This window comes from Brevibacterium yomogidense (genome assembly GCF_016107685.1).
Taxonomy (GTDB): Bacteria; Actinomycetota; Actinomycetes; order Actinomycetales; family Brevibacteriaceae; genus Brevibacterium; species Brevibacterium yomogidense.
Window position 1 is genome coordinate 478663 of the sequence record NZ_JABASY010000003.1, and the last position, 26013, is coordinate 504675.

At 68.7% G+C, this 26013-nt stretch carries 24 protein-coding genes; 10 read left to right on the forward strand and 14 right to left on the reverse strand.

The window, feature by feature from the left end; genetic code table 11:
- Positions 1–13: 13 nt before the first annotated feature.
- From JFC09_RS10545 to JFC09_RS10555, 3 genes are all read right to left on the reverse strand, one after another.
- Positions 14–1333, reverse strand: a complete 1320-nt coding sequence (locus JFC09_RS10545) for a BMP family ABC transporter substrate-binding protein (RefSeq protein ID WP_198393958.1) — start codon at positions 1331–1333, stop codon at positions 14–16.
- A 3-nt stretch (positions 1334–1336) separates the two neighbouring features.
- Positions 1337–2635, reverse strand: coding sequence for an amidohydrolase (locus JFC09_RS10550; RefSeq protein ID WP_198393959.1), 1299 nt, complete (start codon positions 2633–2635; stop codon positions 1337–1339).
- 141 nt (positions 2636–2776) lie between these two features.
- Positions 2777–3889 (reverse strand): mannose-1-phosphate guanylyltransferase, encoded by a 1113-nt coding sequence (locus JFC09_RS10555; protein ID WP_198393960.1) that lies wholly within the window; start codon positions 3887–3889, stop codon positions 2777–2779.
- Between the two features lie 276 nt (positions 3890–4165).
- On the opposite strand from JFC09_RS10555, the gene sdhC reads away from it, so the two are divergent.
- The 6 genes from sdhC (at position 4166) to JFC09_RS10585 (ending at position 9977) form a co-directional block, all read left to right on the forward strand.
- Positions 4166–4549 carry a succinate dehydrogenase, cytochrome b556 subunit gene (gene sdhC / locus JFC09_RS10560; protein ID WP_198393961.1) on the forward strand — a complete coding sequence of 128 codons (384 nt, stop codon included), beginning with the start codon at positions 4166–4168 and terminating at the stop codon, positions 4547–4549.
- Positions 4549–5001 carry a succinate dehydrogenase hydrophobic membrane anchor subunit gene (locus JFC09_RS10565; protein WP_198393962.1) on the forward strand — a complete coding sequence of 151 codons (453 nt, stop codon included), beginning with the start codon at positions 4549–4551 and terminating at the stop codon, positions 4999–5001. The genes sdhC and JFC09_RS10565 overlap by 1 nt, the downstream gene beginning before the upstream one ends.
- A gap of 25 nt (positions 5002–5026) precedes the next feature.
- Positions 5027–6787 carry a succinate dehydrogenase flavoprotein subunit gene (sdhA, locus tag JFC09_RS10570; RefSeq protein ID WP_198393963.1) on the forward strand — a complete coding sequence of 587 codons (1761 nt, stop codon included), beginning with the start codon at positions 5027–5029 and terminating at the stop codon, positions 6785–6787.
- Entirely contained in the window at positions 6787–7581 is a 795-nt protein-coding gene (locus tag JFC09_RS10575; RefSeq protein WP_198393964.1) for a succinate dehydrogenase iron-sulfur subunit, read from the forward strand. The genes sdhA and JFC09_RS10575 overlap by 1 nt, the downstream gene beginning before the upstream one ends.
- A 210-nt stretch (positions 7582–7791) precedes the next feature.
- Positions 7792–8697, forward strand: coding sequence for a hypothetical protein (locus tag JFC09_RS10580; protein WP_198393965.1), 906 nt, complete (start codon positions 7792–7794; stop codon positions 8695–8697).
- A gap of 35 nt (positions 8698–8732) precedes the next feature.
- Entirely contained in the window at positions 8733–9977 is a 1245-nt protein-coding gene (locus JFC09_RS10585; RefSeq protein WP_198393966.1) for a D-alanyl-D-alanine carboxypeptidase family protein, read from the forward strand.
- On the opposite strand, the gene JFC09_RS10590 is transcribed toward JFC09_RS10585, so the two are convergent.
- Both JFC09_RS10590 and trpS read right to left on the reverse strand, forming a co-directional pair.
- Positions 9946–11001 carry an App1 family protein gene (locus JFC09_RS10590; protein ID WP_332839737.1) on the reverse strand — a complete coding sequence of 352 codons (1056 nt, stop codon included), beginning with the start codon at positions 10999–11001 and terminating at the stop codon, positions 9946–9948. The two genes, JFC09_RS10585 and JFC09_RS10590, sit on opposite strands and share 32 nt — an antisense overlap.
- A 59-nt stretch (positions 11002–11060) precedes the next feature.
- Entirely contained in the window at positions 11061–12080 is a 1020-nt protein-coding gene (gene trpS / locus JFC09_RS10595; RefSeq protein WP_198393967.1) for a tryptophan--tRNA ligase, read from the reverse strand.
- A gap of 235 nt (positions 12081–12315) precedes the next feature.
- Between trpS and JFC09_RS10600 the strand changes: the two genes are divergently transcribed.
- Both JFC09_RS10600 and JFC09_RS10605 read left to right on the forward strand, forming a co-directional pair.
- Positions 12316–14565: a carbon starvation CstA family protein gene (locus JFC09_RS10600; protein ID WP_198393968.1), complete on the forward strand. Its 2250-nt coding sequence runs from the start codon at positions 12316–12318 to the stop codon at positions 14563–14565.
- Complete coding sequence (locus JFC09_RS10605) at positions 14565–14852, forward strand: CstA-like transporter-associated (seleno)protein (RefSeq protein ID WP_198393969.1); 288 nt, start codon at positions 14565–14567, stop codon at positions 14850–14852. Before JFC09_RS10600 ends, JFC09_RS10605 begins: the two co-directional genes overlap by 1 nt.
- Positions 14853–15012: 160 nt before the next feature.
- Here the strand turns inward: JFC09_RS10605 and JFC09_RS10610 are convergent, their stop codons facing one another.
- Entirely contained in the window at positions 15013–15837 is an 825-nt protein-coding gene (locus JFC09_RS10610; RefSeq protein ID WP_198393970.1) for an exodeoxyribonuclease III, read from the reverse strand.
- Between the two features lie 185 nt (positions 15838–16022).
- On the opposite strand from JFC09_RS10610, the gene JFC09_RS10615 reads away from it, so the two are divergent.
- Positions 16023–16511 (forward strand): GNAT family N-acetyltransferase, encoded by a 489-nt coding sequence (locus JFC09_RS10615; RefSeq protein ID WP_198393971.1) that lies wholly within the window; start codon positions 16023–16025, stop codon positions 16509–16511.
- A gap of 72 nt (positions 16512–16583) precedes the next feature.
- On the opposite strand, the gene JFC09_RS10620 is transcribed toward JFC09_RS10615, so the two are convergent.
- The 6 genes from JFC09_RS10620 to JFC09_RS10645 all read right to left on the reverse strand — a co-directional run bounded on the left by JFC09_RS10620 (position 16584) and on the right by JFC09_RS10645 (position 22344).
- Positions 16584–17312 (reverse strand): IclR family transcriptional regulator, encoded by a 729-nt coding sequence (locus tag JFC09_RS10620; RefSeq protein ID WP_198393972.1) that lies wholly within the window; start codon positions 17310–17312, stop codon positions 16584–16586.
- Positions 17313–17321: 9 nt separating this feature from the next.
- Positions 17322–18527, reverse strand: coding sequence for a CaiB/BaiF CoA transferase family protein (locus tag JFC09_RS10625; protein WP_198393973.1), 1206 nt, complete (start codon positions 18525–18527; stop codon positions 17322–17324).
- Positions 18524–19807 (reverse strand): TRAP transporter large permease, encoded by a 1284-nt coding sequence (locus JFC09_RS10630; protein WP_198393974.1) that lies wholly within the window; start codon positions 19805–19807, stop codon positions 18524–18526. Before JFC09_RS10630 ends, JFC09_RS10625 begins: the two co-directional genes overlap by 4 nt.
- Positions 19804–20433 (reverse strand): TRAP transporter small permease, encoded by a 630-nt coding sequence (locus tag JFC09_RS10635; RefSeq protein WP_198393975.1) that lies wholly within the window; start codon positions 20431–20433, stop codon positions 19804–19806. Before JFC09_RS10635 ends, JFC09_RS10630 begins: the two co-directional genes overlap by 4 nt.
- 4 nt (positions 20434–20437) lie before the next feature.
- Positions 20438–21568 (reverse strand): TRAP transporter substrate-binding protein, encoded by a 1131-nt coding sequence (locus JFC09_RS10640; RefSeq protein WP_232483400.1) that lies wholly within the window; start codon positions 21566–21568, stop codon positions 20438–20440.
- 95 nt (positions 21569–21663) lie between these two features.
- Positions 21664–22344, reverse strand: coding sequence for a FadR/GntR family transcriptional regulator (locus tag JFC09_RS10645; RefSeq protein ID WP_198393976.1), 681 nt, complete (start codon positions 22342–22344; stop codon positions 21664–21666).
- A gap of 88 nt (positions 22345–22432) precedes the next feature.
- Here JFC09_RS10645 and JFC09_RS10650 point away from each other — a divergent pair, with 88 nt between their 5' ends.
- Positions 22433–23599, forward strand: coding sequence for an acyl-CoA dehydrogenase family protein (locus JFC09_RS10650; protein ID WP_198393977.1), 1167 nt, complete (start codon positions 22433–22435; stop codon positions 23597–23599).
- A gap of 139 nt (positions 23600–23738) precedes the next feature.
- Here JFC09_RS10650 and JFC09_RS10655 read toward each other — a convergent pair whose 3' ends face one another.
- Both JFC09_RS10655 and glyA read right to left on the reverse strand, forming a co-directional pair.
- Positions 23739–24665: a bifunctional methylenetetrahydrofolate dehydrogenase/methenyltetrahydrofolate cyclohydrolase gene (locus JFC09_RS10655; RefSeq protein WP_198393978.1), complete on the reverse strand. Its 927-nt coding sequence runs from the start codon at positions 24663–24665 to the stop codon at positions 23739–23741.
- Positions 24662–25948, reverse strand: a complete 1287-nt coding sequence (gene glyA, locus JFC09_RS10660; RefSeq protein WP_232483401.1) for a serine hydroxymethyltransferase — start codon at positions 25946–25948, stop codon at positions 24662–24664. The genes JFC09_RS10655 and glyA overlap by 4 nt, the downstream gene beginning before the upstream one ends.
- Positions 25949–26013 lie beyond the last annotated feature (65 nt).

The window sequence follows — 26013 nt, forward strand, 5'->3', positions numbered from 1 at the left end:
GGTGGCCGTCGGCTCAGCCGTCGTCCTCGTCACCCGCGTCGTCGAGCAGTTCCTTCCCGTCCGCGATCGTGCGCCCCAGCCCCGTGATGGAGCCCAGCACCCCGTCACTCGCGACGACGTCGACGCCGCCGTTGTCGAGGTCGCCCACGGCGGCCCGCGCCCGCACCTCGAGGCCCCCCACGAGTTCCGGCACCGCGTCCTCGCCGCCGTCCCCGTCCGCGTCGGCCCACTGCACGAGCTCTTCGGGGTCCCCGCCGTCGCCCGGCCAGCCCGTCAGCACCGCGCGCATGCCGAGGCCCACGTCGGGGTCGATGGAGGCGATCACCTGGTGGCGGACCGGTCGGGGAAGCGTCTTCGACCCGTCGGACCCGTACCAGATGAGGACGGGCAGCTCGGATTCCTCCGCCGAGGCCCCCTCCGGTTCCCCGTCCGCCGCACCTCCGTCCGCCGCACCTCCGTCCGCGGGACCGCTCAGATCCTCCGCTCCACCGTGCGCTGCGCCGTCCGTGTCGTCGGCCGCGTCCTTCGCACCGCCGACGTCATCCGTTGCGTCCTCGTCGTCTGCTTCCTCCTCCTCCGCGAGCGTGCCGATGCGGTCGGCCACCCCCTGCGGTGAGGCCGACCCGAAGGGCACCAGCACGTCCGCATCCGCTGCGATCGCGGCGTCCGCCCAGTCCTGGCCGGCCGCCACCGTGTCCTCGAGTGTGCGCGGGGCGGTCGCGCCCGCTTCGACGACGGCCACCTCGCCGTCCAGCTGGTCGGCCCGGGCGCGCACGCCTTCGTCGAAGGCGGTGAGCAGCTCCTCCCCCGCATACTGGCCGGCGGCGACGGAGACCGCCACGGTGCCCGTGCGTGTAGCGCTGGCCGCAGTGAAGCCGGCGAGGAACGCAGCCTCGCGCAGGTCGAAGTCGACCGTCAGGACGTTGTCCGGCAGCTCGATGTCCACCCCGGCGCCCACCGCGAGGAAGGCCCGGTCGGGGTTGTCCGCGGCCACCTGTGCGAGCGCCCCGGAGCCGCCGGGGCCGATGAGTGCCGTGAGTGTGCAGGCTTCCGCCGCGTAGCGTTCGAGCGCTGCCTGCGTCTGCGCCGCGGTGCTCACCCGCTGGGCACTGGTCGTGTCGACGCCCCCCTGCCCCGCCGCGTCCCGGATCTGGCCGAGGACTGCCGCGCCGACGCCCGCGTCCTGGAACCCGGCAGGAGCGGACACCGCGCACGCGGAGGTCCGGACGATGCCGGGCGGTTCAGCCTCCGCGTCGCCGCAGCCGGCGAGCGCCGCGACGAGTGCGACGACGGTGCCCGTCGCGCTCCAGCGGATCCCGGTCTGCGACAGCACGACTCAGGCCAGGTCCGCGGACTGCAGCGGCACGTGCCCGGGCGCGGGAGCCGGCGCGGCCGGGGTGGAGACCCCCGCCTCGGCGTCGGTCTCCGTCGGGGCGGCGCCGTCGTCGGCGATCGCACGCAGCGCGACCCCGCAGAACACCTTCGCGCCCGTGAGGATCGCACGCTCGTCGACCACCAGGTCCCCCTGGTGCAGGTCGTACGTCCGCCCACCCGGCGTCCGTGTGCCCAGGCGGATGAGGGCTCCCGGGGTGTGGGCGAGGTACCACGCGAAGTCCTCCCCGCCCATCGACTGCGGGGTGAGCTGGACGGTATCCGGACCCAGCACGTCCCGGACGGCGGCCTCGGCGAGCGACACCTCCGCCTCCGTGTTCACGACGGGAGGGACACCGCGGCGGTGATCCAGGTCGACGTCGACGCCGTACGGCCCGGCGATCCGGTCGACCAGGTCGGGCAGCACCTCGGCGACCTGGTTCCAGCCGTCCACGTCCAGACAGCGCAGGGTGCCCGCGAGCAGCCCCGTGCTGGGGATCGCGTTCGGCGCGTGGCCGGACTCGATGTGGCCCCAGACCAGCGAGATGGCGTGACGGGGGTCGATGAGCCGCGACAGCGTCGCCGGCAGGTCGGACGCCAGCCGGCTCAGCGCATAGACGAGGTCCTCCGTGAGATGCGGCCGCGACGTGTGGCCGCCGTGACCCGTGAGGCGGATCGTGACCGTGTCGCCCGCGGCGGTGATGGGGCCGATCCGCGACCCCACACTCCCCACGTCGACGTTCGGGTCGCAGTGCAGGGCGTAAGAGCGACGCACCCCATCGAGCACGCCCTGTCCGATCATCGTGAGCGCCCCGCCCGGCGTCACCTCCTCCGCCGGCTGGAAGATCAGCCGGACCGTCCCGCCCAGCCCACCGGGCGCCTCCCGGTGCAGCCGCTCCAGCGCGAGCGCCGCCCCCAGCAGGGCGGAGAGGTGGACGTCGTGGCCGCAGGCGTGCGCGACCTCGGGAACGGTGGACGCCCACGGCAGGCCGGTGCGGTCCTCCAGCGGCAGCGCATCGATGTCGGCACGCAGGACCGCGGCGATCGGACCCGTGCCGATGTCACAGATGAGGCCGGTGGGGGTGACCGACAGCGGCGACAGCCCTGCGGCCCGGAGACGGTCCCCGATGACACGCGTCGTCCGGTGCTCCTCGAAGGACAGCTCCGGATGCGCATGGACGTCGCGTCGGAACGCGATCAGCTCGTCCTCGAACTCCGCGAGGAGCTGACCGATGCCTGGGGTTGCCGGCTCACCGACCGTCACGTACGCCTTCTTCCCACACCTGCGCCGGGCACGTCCTGCACGGCGGTGCACTCACGATCCCCCGGACGGGGACGCACCCCGCGTGGGAACGCATCCGCCACGGGGACGAAACCTTCGATTGGGCCACGAGTCTACTGGCGCTCACAGGAGCTCGCCGCGACCCGCCTCCGCGACACGCGCCACGGCCTTCTTCACCTGCTGCGCGTGCGCCCGCGACGTCACGAGCAGCGCGTCCTCCGTGTCGACGACCACGAGGTCCTCGACGCCCACCAGCGCGACGAGCCGCCCCGTCTCGGACAGGACGACGCCGCGCGAATCCACATCGATCACGTCGATGTCCTCACCGATTGCGGACACCCCCGTCTGCTCCCCCGGGACCGGCTGGCGCAGCTTCGCGACGGAGTCGAAGTCACCGACGTCGTCCCAGCCGAAGTCGCCCGGGATGACGATGACCCGTCCCGCCGCCGCCGCGGGCTCCGCGACGACATAGTCGATGGCCACCTTCTCCAGCGTGGGCCAGACCTCGCCCAGGACCGCGCCCCGATCCGCCGTGTGCCACGCGTCCGCGATCCGGGTGAGTCCCGCATGGAGGTCCGGCGCCCGCTCCGCGAGGAAGTCGACCAGCACTGCCGCCTTCATGATGAACATGCCGGCGTTCCAGCGGTAGCCGCCCGAATAGGCATACGTGCGCGCGGTGACAGCGTCGGGCTTCTCCACGAACGCGGCGGCACGGCGCGCGGTGGGCGCCCCCTCCAGCCGGAGCAGCTCGCCGGTCTCGATGTAGCCGTAGGCGGTCGCCGGATACGTGGGGGTGATCCCGACCGTCACGATGTCGCCGGTCTGCGCGGCGGCGGCCACGGCCTGCTGCACGACGGACAGGAACTCCTCCGTGTTGGTGATGGAGTGGTCTGCGGAGAACGACCCGATGACCGCCTCCGGGTCCTCCCGCTGCACCAGCAGCGCGGCCAGACCGATCGCAGCTGCGGAGTCCTTGGGCTCCGGCTCCGCCACGACCCGGTCCGGCAGGAGGTCGGGCAGCTGCTCCCTCACCGCGTCCACGTGCGCCCGCCCCGTCACCACCCACGTGTGCGCAGGGTCCACCAGACCCGCAGTGCGCTCCCACGTTGCCTGCAGCAGCGTGCTGCCGGTGCCCAGGATGTCGTGGAGGAACTTGGGACGTGCGACCCGGGAGACCGGCCACAGCCGCGTGCCCGATCCACCTGCGGGGATGACTGCGTGGAAGTTCGTCTTCATCCGGCCCATTCTTGCCGATATCCGTCCTGATCGCCCGCAGCGCGGCTGTGTACTGGCCCACTGCACACCGCCCCGCCTGCGCATTCAGACACGAGGATGTTCCCTAAACCGATGGTGAAACCAATCCTCTCGCACCGCGGGACGGCGACACCACCCATTCACAGGGAAAATGGAGACTGTGAGAAGCTGAGTGGGCTTGCGATTGGCGCAGTCCGCCGTCGCGGCGTACTTTTCACAGGTACACAACAGTCCGCAATCCACACTGGAGGATGCCCCGTGGCCAAGGCCTCAACTGGCACTCTGTATCGCGGAAGAGAAGGCATGTGGTCGTGGGTCGCGCACCGAGTGACCGGCGTCGGAATCTTCTTCTTCCTGCTGGTGCACGTGCTCGACACAGCACTCGTTCGCGTATCCCCGGGGGCCTACAACGCAGTCATCGACACGTACAAGTCCCCCCTCATGGCGTTCGGTGAGGTCGTCCTCGTGGGGGCCATCGCCTTCCACGCGTTCAACGGCCTCCGCGTCGTCGCCGTCGACTTCTTCAAGGGCGGAACGAAGCACCACAAGACCCTCTTCTGGGTTGCGATGGGCCTGTGGCTCGTCGTGATGGTCGGCTTCCTCTGGCGCCACATCCCGAACTCGCTGGGAGGAATGTTCTGATGAGTGCCCCCACCATCCCCGCACCCCGCGCGGGCTACCAGCGGTCGAAGGCCAAGGGCTCCAACTTCGAAATGGGCGCGTGGCTCTTCATGCGCCTGTCCGGCATCATCCTGGTCGTCCTCATCTTCGGCCACCTCATCGTCAATCTGTGGCTGGGCGACGGAGTCCACCAGCTGGACTTCGGCTTCGTCGCCGGCAAGTGGGCGAGCCCCTTCTGGCAGATCTGGGACCTCACCATGCTGTGGCTCGCGATGATCCACGGCACCAACGGAGTCCGCACGATCATCCTCGACTACGCGGAGCGTCCTGCCACGCGCATGACGCTGCAGATCGTCCTCTACGTGGCGTCGGCCGTCGTCATCGTGCTCGGCACCCTCGTCATCTTCACGTTCGAGCCGTGCCCCGCTGGTGCCGACCCGAGCCTCCTCCCCTCGATCTGCGAAGCCCTCTGAGGCGCCCTAAGGAGTTCTGACACCTATGCAGGTACATGAGTACGACGTCGTGATCGTCGGCGCAGGCGGCGCCGGCATGCGCGCGGCCATCGAATCCGGCCAGCGCGCACGCACGGCGGTCCTGACGAAGATCTACCCCACCCGGTCCCACACCGGCGCGGCGCAGGGCGGCATGTGCGCGGCCCTCGCGAACGTCGAAGAGGACAACTGGGAGTGGCACACCTTCGACACCGTCAAGGGCGGCGACTACCTCGTCGACCAGGACGCGGCAGAGGTCATGGCCAAGGAAGCCATCGACGCGGTGCTCGACCTGGAGAAGATGGGCCTGCCGTTCAACCGCACGCCCGAAGGCAAGATCGACCAGCGTCGGTTCGGCGGCCACACGCGCGACCACGGCAAGGCTCCGGTGCGCCGCGCCTGCTACGCCGCGGACCGCACCGGCCACATGATCCTCCAGACGCTCTACCAGAACTGCGTCAAGCACGGCGTCGAGTTCTACAACGAGTTCTACGTCCTCGACCTCATCATGACCGAGGTCGACGGGGTGAAGACCGCTGCGGGCGTCGTGTCCTACGAACTCGCCACCGGGGAGATCCACATCTTCCGGGGGAAGTCGGTCGTGTTCGCCACCGGCGGCTTCGGCAAGATCTTCAAGACGACGTCGAACGCCCACACCCTCACGGGTGACGGCGTCGCAGTCACCTACCGTCGCGGGCTGCCGCTCGAGGACATGGAGTTCTTCCAGTTCCACCCGACGGGCCTCGCCGGCCTGGGCATCCTCCTGTCGGAGGCTGCGCGCGGTGAGGGCGGTGTCCTCCGCAACGTGGACGGCGAACGCTTCATGGAGCGCTACGCCCCCACGATCAAGGACCTCGCACCCCGTGACATCGTCGCCCGCTCGATGGCGAACGAAGTCCGTGAAGGCCGCGGCTGCGGGCCCAACAAGGACTACGTCCTGCTGGACCTCACACACCTCGAGCCCAGCCACATCGACGAGAAGCTGCCCGACATCACGGAGTTCGCCCGCACCTACCTGGGTGTGGAGCCGTACACGGAGCCCGTCCCGGTGTTCCCCACGGCCCACTACGGCATGGGCGGCATCCCGACGAACGTCGAGTCGGAGGTCCTGTGGAACAACACGGACATCGTGCCGGGCCTGTACGCCGCCGGAGAGACGGCGTGCGTCTCCGTGCACGGCTCGAACCGCCTGGGCACGAACTCGCTGCTCGACATCAACGTGTTCGGCAAGCGCGCCGGCATCGCCGCGGCGAAGTACGCGGAGACCGCGGACCTGCCGGAGCTGCCGGAGAACTCCGAATCGTTCGTCGTCGACATGATCGAGAGCCTGCGGACGTCCGACGGGCCGGAGCGCATCGCGGACATCCGTCGCGATCTGCAGGAGACGATGGACGCGAACGTCCAGGTGTTCCGCACCGATGACACGATGCGCGAAGCCCTGGACATCATCGAGGGGCTTCGCGAGCGCTACAAGAACATCGGAATCCAGGACCGCGGCAAGCGCTTCAACCTGGACCTCCTCGAAGCGGTCGAACTGGGCTTCCTGCTCGAGATCGCAGAGGTCGTCACGGTTGCGGCGATCCACCGCAAGGAGTCCCGCGGCGGACACTTCCGCGAGGACTTCCCGGACCGGGATGACGAGAACTTCATGCAGCACACGATGACGTACAAGGACGCGGACTCCGAGGCGGAGGGGATTCCCGGTATGCGCCTCGAATGGAAGCCCGTCGTCATCACCCGTTACCAGCCGATGGAGCGTAAGTACTGATGTCAGACACCACGCAGACCGCAGAGCCGGCTTCCAAGGTCGACCTCCCCGCACACCTGGGGGGCGGCGGCGGAGAGATCCCTTCGTTCGACTGCACCTTCCGCATCGCGCGGTTCGATCCGGAGAAGGATCAGGAGGCGCACTGGGAGGAGTACACGGTCACGATGCACGGCACCGACCGTGTGCTCGACGCCCTCCACAAGATCAAGTGGGACATCGACGGCTCCCTGAGCTTCCGTCGTTCGTGCGCCCACGGCGTGTGCGGCTCGGATGCCATGCGCATCAACGGCCGCAACCGCCTGGCGTGCAAGACGCTGCTCAAGGACCTCGACACGTCGAAGACCATCACGGTCGAGGCGATCAAGGGCCTTCCGCTGGAGAAGGACCTCATCGTCGATATGGAGCCGTTCTTCCAGTCGTACCGCGAGATCATGCCGTTCCTCATCCCGTCCGGCAACGAGCCCACGCGGGAACGGCTGCAGTCGCAGCACGACAGGGCGATCTTCGACGACACGACCAAGTGCATCCTGTGCGCGTCGTGCACGACGTCCTGCCCCGTGTACTGGACCGATGGCCAGTACTTCGGGCCGGCGTCGATCGTGAACGCCCACCGCTTCATCTTCGACAGCCGTGACGACGGCGGTGACATGCGACTCGAGGTCCTCAACGACCGCGAAGGCGTGTGGCGCTGCCGGACGACGTTCAACTGCACCGACGCGTGCCCCCGTGGCATCCAGGTGACGAAGGCGATCGCAGAGGTGAAGCAGGCGCTGCTCAGCCGCACCCTCGGCTGACAGACGATTCGCCCCGGCGTCGCGCACGATGCCGGACAGCGTTGAGGAGGGGCGGTTCCACTGCGGTGGAACCGCCCCTCCTCTCGTGTCTCCGCATGACGGTCCCGCCTCCGGATGACGGCCAGATTCCCGCACTGCCGTGCGGTTCCGGGATATCCTGCTCGTATCCGTGGCCGCCACCACGCGGCCGCTCTGCCCCGGGAGGCGACCATGTCGCGCGGTCTCACTCATCTCATCGGCGGTCTCGTCGCGGTCATCAGCGGCCTGGGCAGCTTCGCTCTCCTGGCGATCGGAGGGCAGCGCCTGCTGCAGGCCTACATGCGCCTCGACCTGGGATCGACCGTCGCAGCCACAGGTGTGGGCTTACAGATCGCGGGGACCGCACTCCTCGTCCTCGCCGTGCTGACCGCCCGTTGGACACCGGTCGGACTCCTCTGTCTGGGCACTCTCGGCCTCGCCACGCTCGCCGCCTCCGCATTCCCCCTGGCCCTCTACTCGGCCGCCGCGAATCTGCCCGCGATCGCGTCCTCACCCCTCAATCTCACCCTCGTCGGCGTCCCCCAAGTGCTGGGTGCTGTCATGGGCGGGACGGGGCTCGCCATCCTCCTCCAGGGGCACGGGCGACACTCACTCCGCACCGGCCCCGCAGGTTCCCGCCCCTCCCAGTCGGGAGCCGGCACGCACGTCATCACCGCCGTCGCAGCCCCGATCCTCTTCGTGGCGGGTCTCCTGCTGCTGCTCCGTGGCGTCTCCGGGGCGATGCGCTCCGTGCAGATGCTCATGGAGTCCAGTCCTCTCTGGCTGCTCGCGATCGCAGGCGGGCTCGTCCTCCTCCTCGCAGCCTGCTTCACGGTCCGCTGGTCGCCCTTCTCACTCATCCTGCCCGCCCTCATCGTCGCGATCTTCACAGTGGTGTCGTTCCTGCCCCGCGCATTCGGGTACGTCCTGGAGGTCGCCGTGCAGGGACTCGGCACGTTCCTCGTCCTGGGCGGGATCCCGACAGTCGTCGTCCTCGCAGCCTGCTCCTTCGTCGCGATCTCCCACTGGACGCGGGGCCGACGCACCGCTCGCAGCGCCACACCCGTCTTCCAGCCGACTCCCGGGACCGGGCGATAGGACCGCCGGACCCTGTCGGCCGTATCCTGTTCCCCATGACAGTGCGCGACAGACTTCGAGCAGCCGTGCCCGCAGGGCTGCTGACCCTGCTGATGGTCGTGGGCCTCGGACTCGCTCCGGTCCAGCCTGCCACCGCGCACGAGGCCGCCGCACCGACCGCGGTCACGCCGCTCGCCGACACACAGCAGGTCGCCACGCAGCCGGTCGTCGCGCAGCCGGAACCGTCCGAATCGGCCGTCTATGACCCCGGTCCCCTGACGGACGGCTCCCCGGCACCGGAGCCAGCGGCCCTGTCCTGGATCCTCGCGGACCTCGACACCGGGGAGGTGCTCGCCGCGCACGAACCAGAGCTCGAGCACGCCCCCGCGTCCACGATCAAGCTGCTGAGCGGCCTCGCGCTGGTCGACGTCCTCGACGACCCGGACGCGACACACGAGGCGACCTATGAGGACATGACCGTCGATGGCACGAAGGTCGGGCTGCTCCAGAAGAACGAGTACACGGTCGACGAACTCTTCCACGCGATGCTCATGAGCAGCGCCAACGATGCCGCGCACGCGCTGGCGGATGCGGCGGGCGGCCAGGACGAGGCGGTCGCGCTCATGAACGAGAAGGCGGCGGACCTCCAGCTCACCGGGACGACCGCGGGCAACACGTCCGGCCTGGACGTCGACGATCAGGTGACCACGGTGGCAGACCTGCTGAGGATCGGCCGGGCCGTCCTCGAGGACGAGTACCTCATGGACGTCCTCTCGACGACCGAATACGACTTCCCGGGCGCCGTGAATCCGGACACGGACGAGAAGCTGCCGGGCTACCCCATCCAGAACCACACGCGCATCGTCGGCGAGGTCGACGGCGGGCTGGGGCTCAAGAACGGGTACACGAGCACCGCGGGCGGATCATTCGTCGCGGTCGTCGAACGCGACGGCCGCAGGCTCGCCTCCGCGGTCCTGGGCGGGGAGACGATGACGCGGGCCGGCGCTGTCGACCTCATCGAGTGGGGCTTCGCGCAGTCGGAGCCGGACCCCATCGGCGAGGTGTCGTTCGAGACCGCCGCCGAGGCCGCGGAGACAGCCGCTGCACGCGACGCGCAGGCGCAGGAGGAGACGACCGCGGCCTCGGGCGAGGATGTGGAGGCTGCGGCGGAGGACAGCAGCGCCGGGGCGGACTCCTCGCTGCCCTACCTCCTGCTGGCCGCCGGCCTCCTGCTGGGGGCCGTGACCGCACTGCTCACATGGCGCAGGATCAGAAGCCGGAGAGGATCCCGCGCTCCGTGAGCTTCGAGGCGAGCCCGGCACCGTCGGAGGCGTAGATCCACGGAACGCCCTGGCCGCGTCCGGTGCGCCGCGAGCGGCCGCCCGCCCACACGGCCTCACCGGAGGTGAGCTGCCGGATCGCGACGGCGGCGACGTTGTCCGGGTGGTTCTCGACGAACTCGCCGTAGACCTCCTCGTCGTGCTGCCCGTCGTCGCCGATGAGCAGCCACTTCATGTGCGGCAGCTCCCGCGCAAGGCGCTCCAGGGAGTTGCGCTTGTGCTCGACGCCGCTGCGGAACGCACGCGTGGTCGTGGGGCCCCAGTCCGTGAGGAGGAGCGGACCGTCGGGGTAGAGGTTGCGCGACAGGAACCGCTTGAGAGTGGGCGCCACATTCCAGGCGCCCGTCGACAGGTAGATGATCGGTGAGTCGGGGCGCAGATAGGTGAGGCGATCGTAGAGGACCGCCATGCCGGACACCGGGCTGCGGGCGTGCTCATCCAGCACGAACGTGTTCCACGCGGCCAGGAACGGCCGCGGCAGCGCGGTCACCATGACCGTGTCATCGATGTCGGAGAGGATGCCGAACCGCTGCTCACGGCCGATGATCGTCACCTTCGCACGGTCGACCAGCGAATCGGAGGTCCACATCTCGATCTCCACGGTGCCCGGCTCGTACTCGCCCGGGATGACCATGTCGATGATGCCGCCGCGGTCGCATTCGACCATGTGCTCCTGATCGCCGATCCGCACCCACGCGGTGTCGTCCTTGAGCGGCACGGCACCGAAGGAGCGGAACCCGCGGATGCTCGCGTGCATGTCCGCGGCGAGCTTCCCGGTCTTCGTCAGCACCATGCGGCCCAGGACCCGCACGCTGTTCTCCGTGCCGTACGAGTCGTAGCAGACGGCGGTCCGTCGCCACTCGCGCTTCCGGACGCGCTGGCGGGCCCACTCGTGGAATCGGTCCTCGACGCGCGCAGCGGTGTGCAGCACCTCCGGTGACAGATTCAGCGGCTTCGTGTTGCGGTTCCTCGGGGGGAAGATCACCCGGGTGCCCACCTTCCTCTTGCGTGAGACGGCTCAGACGCCAGCCGTGTCGTCCTGCCTCAGCGGGTCAGGAAGCCCACCCGGTCGTACACGTCCGCGATCGTGGCCTCCGCGATCGCACCCGCTGCCTCCGCACCCGCATCGAGCATGCGGGACAGCTCTGCCGGGTCGTCGAGGAGTTCGAGGGTCCGCTCACGGAGGGGACGCAGGGTCTCGACCACGACCTCGGCCAGTGCCACCTTCAGGTGACCGTACATCTTCCCCTCGAATTCCGCGACGATCGCGTCGATCGGGCGACCGGACAGGGCGGAGAAGATCGTGAGGAGGTTCGACACCCCCGGCTTGCCCTCCGGATCGAACGTCACGTCCGTGCCGTCGTCCGTGACCGCGGACTTGATCTTCTTCGTGAGGGTCTTCTCGTCGTCCAGGATCTCGATGAGTCCCGCCGGCGTCTTCGCCGACTTCGACATCTTCGCGGTGGGGTCCTGCAGGTCGTAGACCTTCGCGGTGGACTTGAGGATGTGCGCGTCCGGCACCGTGAACGTCTCGCCGTATCGGTGATTGAACCGTTCCGCGAGGTTGCGGGTGAGCTCGAGGTGCTGACGCTGGTCCTCCCCCACCGGCACGACGTCGGCCTGGTACAGCAGGATGTCTGCGGCCATGAGCGCGGGGTACGTCAGCAGGCCCAGGGACACGTGCTCGTTCTTCCCCGACTTGTCCTTGAACTGGGTCATGCGCATCGCCTCACCCAGGCCCGTCGTGCATTCCAGCACCCAGCCCAGCTGCGTGTGCGCAGGGATGTGGGACTGGACGTACAGCGTCGAACGCTCCGGGTCGAGCCCCGCACCGATGAACTGCGCCGCTGTCCGCAGCGTGCGCTCGCGCAGCAGGGTCGGGTCCTGATCGACCGTGATCGCGTGCAGGTTCGCGATGAAGAAGAACGCGTCGTGCGTCTCCTGCTGCTCGACGAACTGCTGCAGCGCCCCGATGTAGTTGCCCAGGTGGAGCGAATCCGATGTCGCTTGGATTCCGGACAGGGAACGAGGACGGACGGGGGCCGGGGCAGCAGTAGCGGTCATGAGCCTCATTCTGCCACCGCGTGCAGACGGAGTTGTGACGGGTTCGGATTGATAACGATCCGATCACCAATATAATCGGCGACGTGTGAGACAGTGCACAGGGTGACCGCGCGAGAGAAAATATCCTGCTGTCAAGCGGATTGATCGATCGCTCATGCGATTGTCAGCACAGATGCAGACCGACCCGGACAGGCCTGTGGGCCAGTGGCCCGCACAACAGCGCAGAGGAGCAGCAATGACGGTGGAATACGTGCGCACAGACGAGGATGCGCCACCCGTCGGGGTGATAGAGAAACCCCGATGGACCCCCGCACGCATCGTGGTGTGGGCCGCGATCGGCGTCGTCGCGGGTCTCGGCTGGGTCATGATCGCGTTCGTCCGCGGCGAGGAGACGAGCGCCAGCTGGTTCGTCGCCGCAGCGGTCGGCAGCTACCTGCTCGCCTATCGCTTCTACGCGAAGTTCATCCAGTGGAAGATCTGCAAGCCGGACGTCACCCGCGCCACACCGGCGGAGATCAACGACAACGGCCGTGACTTCACCCCCACGGACCGCCGCGTCCTCTTCGGCCACCACTTCGCCGCGATCTCCGGTGCGGGTCCGCTGGTGGGCCCCGTCCTCGCGGCGCAGATGGGCTACCTGCCCGGCACGCTCTGGATCGTGTTCGGCGTCATCCTCGCCGGCGGCGTGCAGGACTACATGGTCCTCTACTTCTCCACCCGCCGGAACGGCCGCTCGCTGGGTCAGATGGCCCGTGACGAACTCGGCACCGTCGGCGGCATCATCGCCTCGATCGGCATCATCCTCATCATGGTGATCCTCATCGCCGTGCTGGGCGTCGTCATCATCAACGCGCTCGCCGAATCGCCGTGGGGCGTCTTCTCCATCGCGATGACCATCCCGATCGCCCTCTTCATGGGCGTCTACATGCGGTTCCTGCGTCCCGGTGCGGTCGTCGAGACGTCCGTGATCGGCGTCGTCCTGCTCATCCTCGCGATCGTCGCGGGCGGCTGGGTCAACTACGACCCGGTCTGGTCGGAGTTCTTCCACCTCGATCGCTCGACGCTCGCGTGGTGCCTCATGATCTACGGCTTCCTCGCAGCGGTCCTGCCGGTGTGGGTCCTGCTCGCTCCGCGCGACTACCTCTCCACCTTCATGAAGATCGGCACGATCCTCCTCCTGGCTGTGGGCATCGTGGTCGTCAACCCCACCGTGCAGATGCCTGCGGTCACCGAATTCGCGTTCAACTCCGACGGACCCGCCTTCGCAGGCTCGCTGTTCCCGTTCCTCTTCATCACGATCGCCTGCGGTGCCCTGTCCGGCTTCCACGCGCTCATCTCCTCCGGCACGACGCCCAAGCTCGTGGAGAAGGAATCGCAGATCCGGATGATCGGCTACGGCGGCATGATCATGGAGTCGTTCGTCGCGATCATGGCGCTCGTCGCCGCGGTGAGCCTCGACAAGGGCATCTACTTCGCGATGAACGCCGCGGAGCCGCTGACCGGCGGCACCGCTCAGGGCGCTGCGGACTTCATCAACAACTCCCTGGGCATGTCCGGGGTGGAGACGAACGCCGCGGAGCTCGAGCAGGCGGCGAAGGACGTCGGTGAGGAATCGATCATCTCCCGCACCGGTGGTGCGCCCACCCTCGCGCTGGGGATGGCCCACATCCTCCACCAGCTGCCGGGCTTCGGCGGCCAGGCCGCGATGAGCTTCTGGTACCACTTCGCGGTCATGTTCGAGGCGCTCTTCATCCTCACGACGATCGACGCGGGAACCCGCGTGGCCCGCTTCATGCTGTCGGACCTGCTGGGCAACTTCGTCAAGCGGTTCCGCGATCCGTCGTGGACCGTGGGTGCGTGGATGACCACGTTCATCATGGTCGCGGCGTGGGGCTCCATCCTGCTCATGGGTGTGACGGACCCGCTGGGCGGCATCAACACGCTGTTCCCGCTGTTCGGCATCTCCAACCAGCTGTTGGCGGCGATTGCGCTGGCCGTCGTCTTCGCGATCGTCTGCAAGTCCGGGTACGCGAAGTACGCGTGGATCCCGGGCATCCCGCTCGCGGCGGACCTCGCAGTGACGATGACCGCCTCGTGGCAGAAGATCTTCTCCTCCGACCCGAAGCTCGGCTACTGGGCCCAGCACTTCGCCTACCGGGATGCGGTCAACGCCGGGGAGACCTCACTGGGCAACACGGAGGGTGCCGAGGCGATGAACGCCGTCGTCCGCAACACCTTCGTCCAGGGGACGCTTTCAATAGTGTTCGCGGTCGTCGTCGTCCTCGTCGTCGTCATGGCGCTGTGGGTGTCGTACAAGGCGGTCGCCGGCAGCACCGTCACATCGTCCGAAGAGCCCCACACCCCCACGACGTACTTCGCCCCGGCCAGCTTCATCGCCACGAAGGCTGAGAAGGAGGTCGAGGCCCAGTGGGACGAGTACCGCCGGGAGAAGGGCCTCACGAAGCCAGGAGTGGGAGGGCACTGATGTCCACCACGGCATCGCGACGAACGGACCCAGCTGTGCCGACCGGGGCCGTGGGGGCCGACGGCGGTGTCACGGGGGCTCTGCGCCTCGTGCTCCGTGCCGTCCTCCGCACCCTCCGGGGACTCCACTGGTATCTCAAGGAGGTCATGGGGGAGAACGCCTACCTCCACTACCTCGAGTCATACCGGCGGCGCCACGGCACGGACGAGGGCGCGATGGGCGCCCGCGAATTCTGGAAGGACCTCACGGACGAACAGGACCGCAACCCGAAGGCGCGCTGCTGCTGAGGCGGACGCTCCGGACACAGAAGCGCCGCAGGGCGCGGACGAGGAAGCCTCGTCCGCGCCCTGCGGCGCTTCGCTGTTCCTTCGCGATCCTGCGGTGTCAGCAGCCTGCGCCACCCTGTGTCAGCGAGGGCCAGGGGGCGTCATGCAGAGACAGGCCCACTCAGGCGGAGTCGGCCTGCTGCAGCCCGGGAATGTCGTAATCGATGACCAGCGGCGCGTGGTCGGACCAGCGCTCGCCCCAGCTCGCGGCCCGATCCACGCGTGCTGCCGAGGCCGTCTCCGCGAGCCCGGGCGTCGCAGCCTGGTAGTCGATCCGCCATCCTGCGTCGTTGTCGAACGCCTTCCCGCGCATGGACCACCACGTGTAGGGGCCGGGCACTTCCCCGGACAGGCGACGGTGGACGTCGACGTAGCCGATGTCGGAGAAGAACCGGTCGAAGTACGCGCGCTCCTCGAGGAGGAAGCCCGCCTTCTTCCTGTTCGCCTTCCAGTTCTTGAGGTCGAGCTCTGTGTGGCAGACATTGAGGTCCCCGGTGACGACCGCATGATCCGCGTGCTCTGCGAGTTCGGGCAGGCGGACGAGCATCGCGTCGAGGAAGCGGTACTTGTCGACCTGCTTGGGGGTGTCGACCTCACCGGAGTGGACGTAGGCGCTCACCACGGTGAGGAGCGATCCGTCGTCCAGGCGGAAGTCGGATTCGATCCACCGTCCGGCGGTGTCGAAGTAGTCGTCGCCGATCCCCGTCCGTGTGGCGACGGGCTCCGTGCGGGACAGGACGGCGACACCGGCACGGCCCTTCGCCTCCGCGTCGGCGCTCTGCACGTGGTAGCCGCAGTCGTCCAGGACGTCGAAGACGATGTCGTTGGCCGCACGCACCTCCTGCAGAGTGATGATCTGGGATCCTGCGGACTCCATCCACTCCCCCATGCCCTTCCTCAGGGCGGCGCGGATGCCGTTGACGTTGACCGTGGTGATGCGCAACATGACCCCTATCCTGCCACGCGGGTGCGCAGCCTCGCCCGGCCGCCTCGACGGCTCTCACCGAGGCCCGAGATCTGGGCCCACACGCCCGTTACCAGCCGGTTCACGAAGAACTGTGACCGACCTGCGACACATTCACTCTTGCCGTCCACGTATGCTGGACGTTCAGTCCTATGTGAGGAGAGGCCATGACCGAGAACACGACGTTCGACCCCGACAAGCTGATCATCAGCCCGCTCGACGAACTCGATCCGCTGGAACTCCGCGAGGAAATCGTCAACGGCCAGGAGCGGTTCTGGGGCAAGCGCGACCTGAGCGGCGACCACGAACCGCACTGGTTCCGCCAGTTCGCCGCCGGTGGCCTCGTGGCCCGCTATCAGAACGAGATCGTGGGGTATCTGCTGGGCGCTTTCCCGAAGGAGGGGCCGTCCTACATCCACCTCGTCGCAGCGCGGCAGGACTATCGCCACCTCGGCATCGGACGGCGCCTCTATGAAGCGTTCATCGCCCGGGCGCGGGCCAATGCGGAAGAGCTTGTGCAGGCGACTGCCCTGCCGGACAACGCGAGCGCGATCGCGTTCCATTCGTCGTTGGGTTTCGAGGGCAGCCGGATCGAGGACTACGCCGGGCCGGATCAGGACCGCGTCTTCTTCTCGCTCCGCCTCACCGACAGCTGAGCATGATCGCTACTGCGCGGGGTCGCCTCACCGGCCCCGCGCAGTCGCGTGCCGACTCAGCCGCACGCAGGCTCAGCGCCGCGCAGGCGCCCTGCGGCCGAAGCCGTCCGCGCTGAGCACGTCCTGTGCGAGTCGGCCGAAGTACTCGAGCCTGTCGGCCACTCGTGAATGCGGACCGGCGATGGTGATTGCCGCAGTGAGGTGCTCGCCCTCGTAGACGCCGACGGCGACCGCACCCACGTCCTCTACGGTCTCCTCCCGGTTGAAGGCCATTCCCGACTCCCGGATACCATCGAGTTCCCCGAGGAAGTGCGTCCGCACTGCTTCCTGCGTTTGCGCCAGGGTGGCCTCACGGTCCTCATCGTCCGTCTGGGCGAGGAGCAGCTTCCCGGCACTGGTCGGCAGGATCCGGCGGCGCTGCCGCAACCGCGGCCGGTAGCAGACCTCGAAGGCCGACGGCTCCGCATGCACGTAGACGACCGAATCCGCACCGACGCGGACAGCGATCGTCACTGTCTCCCCCGTGCGCAGCGCGATCTCTGCGCACGACTCCCCCAGCAGCAGCGGCAGCGATGTGCCCGCTGGAGGCAGCAGTGCGTGTGCGCCCGCGCCCAAGCGGTATCCGCCCGGACCCTCGACGAGGTACCCGCGCTGCAGGAGCCCGCCCGTCAGCCCGTGCAGGCTGCTCTTCGGTGCGTCGAGGTCGCGCGCGAGCGTCGTGAGGCTCACCGGCCCGCGTGCACGCGCGACGACCTCGAGGATCCCCAGGACGCGGGTGACGGTGCGATGCTCTGCGGCCATGGTCGAAGGCTACCGTCCGCCGCCGGGCGGCGCTGTGTGCGGCGGGCCGTCCAGGTCGAGCATCGCGAGGATCGCCGCACGGTCGCCGTCGAGCATCGCGCTGTCCGCCGGGCCCGGCCGGTCGTGCCCGTGGAACACCGCAGGGCCCGACACGTGGACGTAGTCCCCCTCGTCCGTGTGCCGCGCGTGCGTGAGCACGGGCCGGCCGCCGAGGTAGGGGCCGTCGACGAGGTCGTCCACCCGCGTCACGCGGTGGGCGGGGATCCCCCGCGCTGCGCACTCCTCCTCGATACGGGCGCAGGTCCGCGTCGCCGCGTACTCCGCGAGGATCTGCTCGTAGAGCGTTGGATCCGCGCTGCGGTCGCGGTTCGTCGCCACCTGCGGATGCGTGAGGTAGTCGGGCCGGTCGATGAGCTCGCAGAACCGCCTCCAGTTCGCGTCCGTGTAGGGCATGACGCAGACCCATCCGTCCCGGGTGGGGTGGGGCCGGTGCTCCGGTGCGAGGACCCGCGACCATCCGACGGGGCCGTCCGGCGGTGCGAACGTCGAACCGCCCATGTGCTCGACGAGTGTGAAGGCAGCCATCGTGTCGACCATCGGGACATCGACCCAGCACCCCTCACCGTCGAGAGCACGTCGGTGCAGCGCGGCGAGCGCGGACTGCGCCATCGTCATGCCGCACACCTTGTCCGCGACCACGTAGGGAGAGTAGCAGGGTTCGCCGTCTCGCAGTCGGTAGGTGTCCGCGAGGCCGGAGGCCGCCTGGATGATGTCGTCGTATGCGGGTGTGTCCGCGTGCGCCGAGTCACTGGCGAAGCCCTGCCCCGTGACGAGGATGGCCTGCGGGTTCGCGGCCCGCACCTGCTCCCAGTCGAGACCGAACCGCCGACGCCTGGCGGGCAGCGTATTGGTGAGGACGATGTCCGCCCACCCGATGAGTGCCTCCATCTCGTGCCGGCCCTCGGGCGATTGCGCATCGACGACGATGCTCCGCTTGCCCGCGTTGAGGTTCATCGCGAGCACGCTCGTCCCCTGTGGGCCGAGGATGCCTATCCTCCTCCCGATGTCCCCGCCGGGAGGCTCCGCCTTGATGACGTCGGCGCCGAGGTCCCTCAGCACCTTCCCGGCGTAGGGCGCCATGATGACCGTCCCCACCTCGAGGACCTTCACACCTTCCAGCGGGGCGCCTCCGCGACTGTCCACTCCGTTCGTCATCCGCCCATCATCTCCGGAACGAACAGCGCGAGCTGGGGGAACACGAACACGAGTCCGACGATGACGAGCATGCCGATGATGAACGGCACAGCCCCGAGGAAGACCGTCTCGAGCGGCACCCTGCTGGCGCGTGCGGTCACGAACGCGTTGAGGCCGAGTGGTGGAGTGACCAGGCCGATCTCCGCGACGAGGATGACGACGATCCCGAACCAGATGGGGTCGTAGCCCAGCGCCTCGACGAGGGGAAGCGTCACCGGGACGGTGAGCGCGATGATGGCCATCTGGTCCATGAAGAAGCCCAGCACCAGGTAGACGAGCACGACGCCGAGCATGATGCCGACCGCGGGGACCTCCCACGCGCCCACCGCCGCGACGACAGCCGGAGTCACACGGCTCTCTGCGAGGAAATGGCCGAAGACGTGCGCGGCGACGATGATGACCATGATCATCGCGCTGCTCGTGACGGTGCCCACGATCGACTCGCGAATGTTCTTCCAGCTCGCCTTGCCATAGGCGACCATGAGTCCCAGCGCGCCGAGCGCACCGACTGCCGCGGCTTCCGTCGCGGTCGTGATCCCGAAGAAGACTGCACCGACGACCAGGAGGAAGAGGACGCCGATCGGCAGGAGGCCCACGACTGCACGCCCCTTCTCCCGCAGCGTGCTGCCGACGGCTTCCGGAGCCTGCCCACGCAGCGCCTGGATGTAGACGACCGCGCAGAGTGCCGCGGCCATGAGGAGTCCGGGGACCAGACCCGCGAGGAGGGTCTGGCCCACGCTCGTCTCCGCCGTGATCGCGTAGAAGATCAAGAGGATCGACGGAGGGATCATGGCTGCGAGGGTGCCCGCACTCGCCACGGCACCGGTCGCCAGTCGCGGTGAGTAGCCCTGTCGGACCATCTCCCCCGTCGACGTGTGGGCGAGGGTGGCCGCGGAAGCGGTCGACGATCCTGAGACGGAGGCGAACCCGGCTCCCGCGAGCACTGCCGCGATCCCCGTGCCCCCGCGGACACGGCCCACGAGCACCCGTGCGCTCTCGAAGAGGGAGTTGAGTGCACCGCTGGCCAGGACGAAGTGCGCCATGAGGATGAACAGCGGGATGGCGGACAGAGAGAACTTCCCCGCCGCACTCACCGGGATCACCTGGACGACGGCGAACGCGGCGGCGAATCCGTCGATGGCGACCATCCCGACCAGTCCGGCGGTGAGGATCGCAAACGCGATCGGCACCCGCAGGAGGATGAGGACGAGCAGCAGAGCCGTGATGACGAGGACGATCATGGCGTGTGTCCTTCCGCGTCGTCCTCGATCTCGCCGTCGCGCAGGAAGCGCGGCGCATCGATGAGGGCGACGACGAGCAGTCCGAGGGCCCCGAGGGGCTGGAGGGCGAGCCAGGTCCACGTGGGGATGGAGACCTCGGCGGAACTGGGCGGCGGGGCGTCACCGAGGACCCACGCGCCGACGGCACCGTTGAGCCCGGCGGCGAACAGCAGCGCGGCGCCCCCGACGACGCACACGAAGGCGACGATGCGGGCCGCAGCACGCAGCGCCGGGGACAGTCGGGAGTACACCATTCCGGCACTCACGTGGCCGGCGCACACGTACATCCACGGCAGGGCGAGGAAGACCATGCCCGGCATCATGAGGCGCTCGACAGCGCTCACATTCCACCCCAGCGGTTCGGAGAGCAGGTAGCGCGCCCCCGCCTCCGCCAGCATGACGGCGAACAGTGCGACGACCGCGACGCCGGCCACCGCAGCGCTCACGCGGCCGATCCCGCGCACCACGGGGTGCATGCGGACCGCAGCCGCCGGCATCGCAGTCGCGCCGTCCTCCGCGACGATGAGACGCTCGCCGTCGCCGTGCGCCGGTTCGAGACCGGGGTTCTGTGCTGATCCGGTTTCCATGCCCTCAGCCCTCCTCGGCGGCGGTCTCATGACGGGCCACCGCCTCTTCGTACGCCTCGAGCACGGCCGTGCCCGGACGGCCCGCTGTGTCGAACTCCTCCGCCCACGCACGCCGAAGCGGCTCGAGATGCACGGCGAAGTCGTCGATCTGCTCATCCGTCAGTTCTGTGAACTCGACACCCGCGTCCCGCATGAGCTGCTCCGACGCCGGGTTCTCCTCCGTGATCCCGTCGCACAGACGCTGCGACGCTTCGTCCGCGGCAGTCTGGATCCGATCCTGCTGTGCGGGAGTGAGATCCTGCCACGCCTCCTCCGCGATGACGTAGGGCATCGCGAACGACCCGAGGTTGAGCCCCTTGGTCGAGTAGCGGAGGACCTCCTCGAGGCGGTAGGGGGTGACGCTCGCGTACGGGAACGAGATTCCGTCGACGGTGTGCCGCGACAGGGCTTCGTACGCGTCCGCAGCGGTCATGCTGACGGGTGCTGCCCCGAGCGATTCGATGTTCGTGTCCATCGCCCCTCCGGACGACCGGATCGTGAGCCCGGGAACGTCCTCCGGGGTCTCGATCTTCCGGGAAGCCGTCATGAGCTCGTAGCCGGGGATGACAGCGACCCAGAGCGGGCGGAGCCCTCGCGGCGCGTATTCCTCCTGGTAGAGCACCCCGTCCTCGTCGAGCAGATCGCGGAATGCTGCGGAGGCGACACACGAATCCTCCGCCAGTCCCGGCAGGTCCGTGACACTGGACAGCGGCAGCTGATCCGACAGGTACGACGGCGCGGCCGGAGTGACCTCCAGGGACCCTGCCTGCGCGAGGTTGACGATGTCCCGCGCGCTGCCCAGCTGGCCGGCCGGGTAGTACTCGATCTCCACACCGCCCTCGCCCGGCTCCGTGACGTCCTCGATGAAGCCTTCGACGCCGTAGCGGGCGAACATGTGGGTCGTGGCGTAGCTGTCCGCGAGCTTGAGCACCGTCATGTCATCGGTGTCCCCCGCGCAGGCGCTCAGGAGCCCCACTGCGGACACGAGCACTGCGGCGCTGAGCGCACGGACGGCGCGTCGCGGAGACCGCGCGCGGTCGCGCCACCCTGAGCGGCGGGGCGCAGTGCGTCTGCGGTGGAGGTCGTCGTCGACCATGGGCTCATACCTCCGTTGGTATATGCGAACTGGCGTTCGTGCACACGAACTACGCTACGGCTCCGGCACCCGTGCGTCAAAACCCGTCGGCAGCTTCAGACGGGACGTGCACCGCAGAGCACGTCGACGTGCGCCTGCAGGTGGCCGCGCATGAGTGATTCAGCGCCGGATGCGTCCTCCTGCACGAGGGCCGCCAGCAGCAGCTCGTGCACACGGACCGTCTCGCGCATCTCCGCATCGCGGATGCGGGCGGGGTCGTCGGTGATGTCACGGATCGGCGCGATGAGCCCGCGGATGATCGCCGCGAGGACCTCGTTGCCACTGCCCTCCGCGATGAGCACGTGGAAGCGGGCGTTCGCCTCGAAGAACTCCCCTCGCGACTGCGCGCGGGCCATGACGGACTGGAGGGCGCGCAGGTCAGAGAGTTGCTCACTCGTCATCCGCGTCGCCGCAAGCGCCGCGCACCGCGGCTCGATCGCCATGCGCGCCTCTGCAAGGTCCACGGCCGGGAATCCGGCCATCCCGACGCCGCGCTGCAGGGCGGCCGTCACCTGACGAGCCCCTGGCTCCGCCACGAACGTGCCCCCGCCCCGGCCCACCCTCCGGTCGACGAGCCCCTCCGCCGCGAGCTGGGCGAGAGCTCCGCGCACGGTCGTCCGGCTCACACCCACCTGCGCCCCGAGCTCGCGCTCCGGCGGCAGCGGACTGCCGACAGACAGGTCACCGCTCAGTATGCGGTCGCGCAGATCCGCCGCCACCGTCTCGACCCCGCTCATGCCGCGCCCCTTTCGCTCATCCACCTAATGGTAGTACCTTTGGGGGGATCAGCAGCAGCGACAGCAGAGTTCAGTTCCAGGAGGAGCCATGGAGTTCGGTCTCACAGACGACCAGGTCGAGGTGCGCACCGCAGCGCGGGAGATCGTTGCCCCTTTCGACGACGAGTACTGGGCGGAGAAGGACCTCGCCGGGGAGTTCCCGCAGGAGTTCTACGATCACCTGGCGTCCCACGGCTGGTTGGGCCTCACGACGCCGGAGGAGTACGGCGGCGGCGGGCTGGGGATCACGGAGGCCACCCTCCTCCTCGAGGCGATCGCCGCGGGCGGCGGGGCGATGAACGCTGCGAGCTCCGTGCACATGACGCTCTTCGGCATGCACCCCGTCATCGTGCACGGATCCGACGCGATGAAGCAGGAGAACCTGCCCCGCGTGGCCTCCGGTGACCTGCACGTCTGCTTCGGGGTGACAGAGCCGGACGCAGGCCTGGACACCACCCGGATCACGACGTTCGCCACGCGGCGAGGATCCGATTACGTCGTCCGCGGCCGCAAGGTATGGATCTCCAAGGCCCTCGAATCGGAGAAGATCCTCCTGCTCACCCGCACCACGCCTCGCAGCGAGGTCGAGAAGCCCACGGACGGCCTCACCCTGTTCTTCACGGACCTCGACCGGGACCGGGTATCGATCAGCCCCATCCGGAAGATCGGCCGCAACGCGGTCTCCTCGAACGAACTCGTGATCGACGACCTCGTCATCCCGGAGGCGCACCGGGTGGGTGAGGAAGGCAAGGGCTTCACCTACATCCTCGACGGCCTCAATCCCGAACGCATGCTCATCGCGTCCGAAGCACTCGGCATCGGCCGCGCCGCTCTGGCGAAGGCGACGGCCTATGCGAAGGAGCGCGTCGTCTTCGACCGTCCCATCGGCATGAACCAGGGGATCCAGTTCCCGCTCGCGGACGCCCTCGCCAAGCTCGACGCCGCGGAACTCGCGCTCCGTCACGCGACCTGGACGTACGACAACGGGCTGCCCAGCGGTCGCGCCGCCAACACCGCGAAGTACCTCTGCGCGGAAGCCGGGTACGAGGCCGCGGACCGTGCACTGCAGGTCCACGGCGGCATGGGGTACTCCGAGGAGTACCACGTGGGCCGCTACCTGCGGGAGGTCCGCCTCATGCGCATCGCGCCCGTGAGCCAGGAGATGGTGCTCAACTACCTGGGCACGAAGGTGCTGGGCCTCCCCCGGTCGTACTGACGCGGCCGCGGGGCGTACTGACGCCGCCGCTGCTCACGCTGACGCCGCCGCAACTCATGCCGGCGCCGCGTGAATCGCTGCGGGCACCTCACCAGATCGGTGTGGTGCCCGCAGCGTCGATCCGCGTCTACGGGGCCGTTCAGGCGCCGGCCGCACGGCGCTCCGCGATCTCCACGACGTTGACGAGCAGCATCGCGCGGGTCATCGGCCCCACGCCGCCCGGGTTGGGGGTGTAGGCGGATGCCCGCTCCCGCGCCGCGCGTTCGATGTCGCCGACGACCTTCGACTTGCCCGTCTCCGGATCCTCCGACCGGGAGACGCCCACGTCGATGAGGACAGCCCCGTCCTTCACCATGTCCGCGGTCACCATCCCCGCCTGCCCGGCGGCCGCGACGATGACGTCCGCCTGCGCGACGAGCGCCGGCAGGTCCCGGGTCCCCGTGTGCGTGAGGGTGACCGTGGCGTTGACGGCCTTCCGGGTGAGCAGCAGGCCGATCGGGCGGCCCACGGTCACACCGCGGCCCAGGACGACGACGTGCTTGCTGTTCAGGTCGATGTCGTGCCGCGTGAGCAGTTCGACGATTCCGGCCGGCGTGCAGGGCAGAGGAGTGTCGATGTCCTCCTTCACCCGCAGCACGAGGTTGCCCAGATTCTGCGGGTGCAGACCGTCCGCGTCCTTCGCCGGGTCGATGAGTCCGATCACGCGGTTCTCGTCGATCCCGTCCGGCAGCGGCAGCTGCACGATGTAGCCGGTGCACTCCGGGTTCTCGTTGAGGCGACGGACCGCGTCCTCGATCTCCTCCTGCGTCGCCGTGGCGGGCAGATCCTCGCGGATCGACGCGATGCCGATCTCAGCACAGTCCCGGTGCTTCCCCGCCACATACCACTGCGAACCGGGGTCATCGCCAACCAGCAGGGTGCCCAGTCCCGCGGTCACGCCGCGGGCCCGCAGGGCTTCCACCCGCTCAATCAGCTCTCCCTTAATGGCGGCGGCGGTCGCCGTGCCGTCGAGCTTGCGCGGTTCCGCCGCGAGCTTCGCAGCCGCTGCTTCCGTTCCCGCTGTCATGAGTACTGCTCCAGGCCTTCGTAGAGGGAGAACCCGTCCGCGAGCTTGCGCACGCGCGCCCGCAGTCCGTCGACGTCCGCCCCGGGCTTGAGCGCCTGCGCGATGATGTCGGACACCTCGGTGAACTCCGTGTCACCGAAGCCGCGCGCGGCGAGTGCCGGCGTCCCGATCCGCAGACCGGAGGTGGTCATCGGCGGAAGCGGATCGAACGGCACCGCATTGCGGTTGACGGTGATGCCGACCTCGTGGAGGAGGTCCTCCCCCTCCTTGCCGTTGAGGTGGGAGTTGCGCAGGTCGACGATGACCAGGTGGACGTCGGTCCCACCCGTGAGCACCTGGACGCCGGCGTCTGCGACATCCGCCTCCTGGAGGCGGTCCGCGAGGATCCGCGCACCGCGCAGCGTCCTCTCCTGCTTCTCCTTGAACTCCGCCTGCGCCGCGAGCTTGAAGGCGACGGCCTTCGCCGCGATGACGTGCATGAGCGGGCCGCCCTGCTGACCGGGGAACACCGCGGAGTTGATCTTCTTCGCGTTCGCTTCGTCCTTCGACAGGATGAAGCCGGAGCGGGGCCCGCCGATCGTCTTGTGGACCGTCGACGACACGACGTCCGCGATCGGCACCGGGTTCGGGTGCAGGTCCGCCGCGACGAGGCCCGCGAAATGCGCCATGTCGACCCAGAGGGTGGCACCCACTTCGTCCGCGATCGAGCGGAACGCGTCGAAGTCGAGCTGGCGGGGGTACGCCGACCAGCCGGCCACGATCACGTCCGGGCGGTTCTCGAGTGCGCGCTGCCGGACGACGTCCATGTCGACCCGATAGGTCTGCGGATCCACTTCGTAGGAGGAGATGTCGTAGAGACGGCCGGAGAAGTTGATCTTCATCCCGTGCGTGAGGTGCCCGCCGTGCGCCAGATCCATACCGAGCAGCTTGTGGCCGGCGCGCGCGAACGCGTGGAGGACGGCGGCGTTGGCCTGCGCCCCGGAGTGCGGCTGGACGTTGGCGTAGGCAGCGCCGAACAGCGACTTCGCCCGGTCGATCGCGAGATCCTCTGCGACGTCGACGAATTCGCAGCCGCCGTAGTAGCGGCGACCCGGGTAGCCTTCCGCGTACTTGTTCGTGAGGACGGAACCCTGCGCTTCGAGGACGGCCCGGGGAACGAAGTTCTCCGACGCGATCATCTCGAGTGTGCTGCGCTGCCGGGACAGTTCCTGGTCCAACACCTGTGCGATCTCAGGATCCACGGTCGCAAGTCCTGCGTTCATCGCGGAAGGGGCTTCGGTCATCTGGGGTACTCCTCACCGGAAATGAGACAGCCGCGTACGCGGTCCTCGCCTAGCGTAACAGCGGG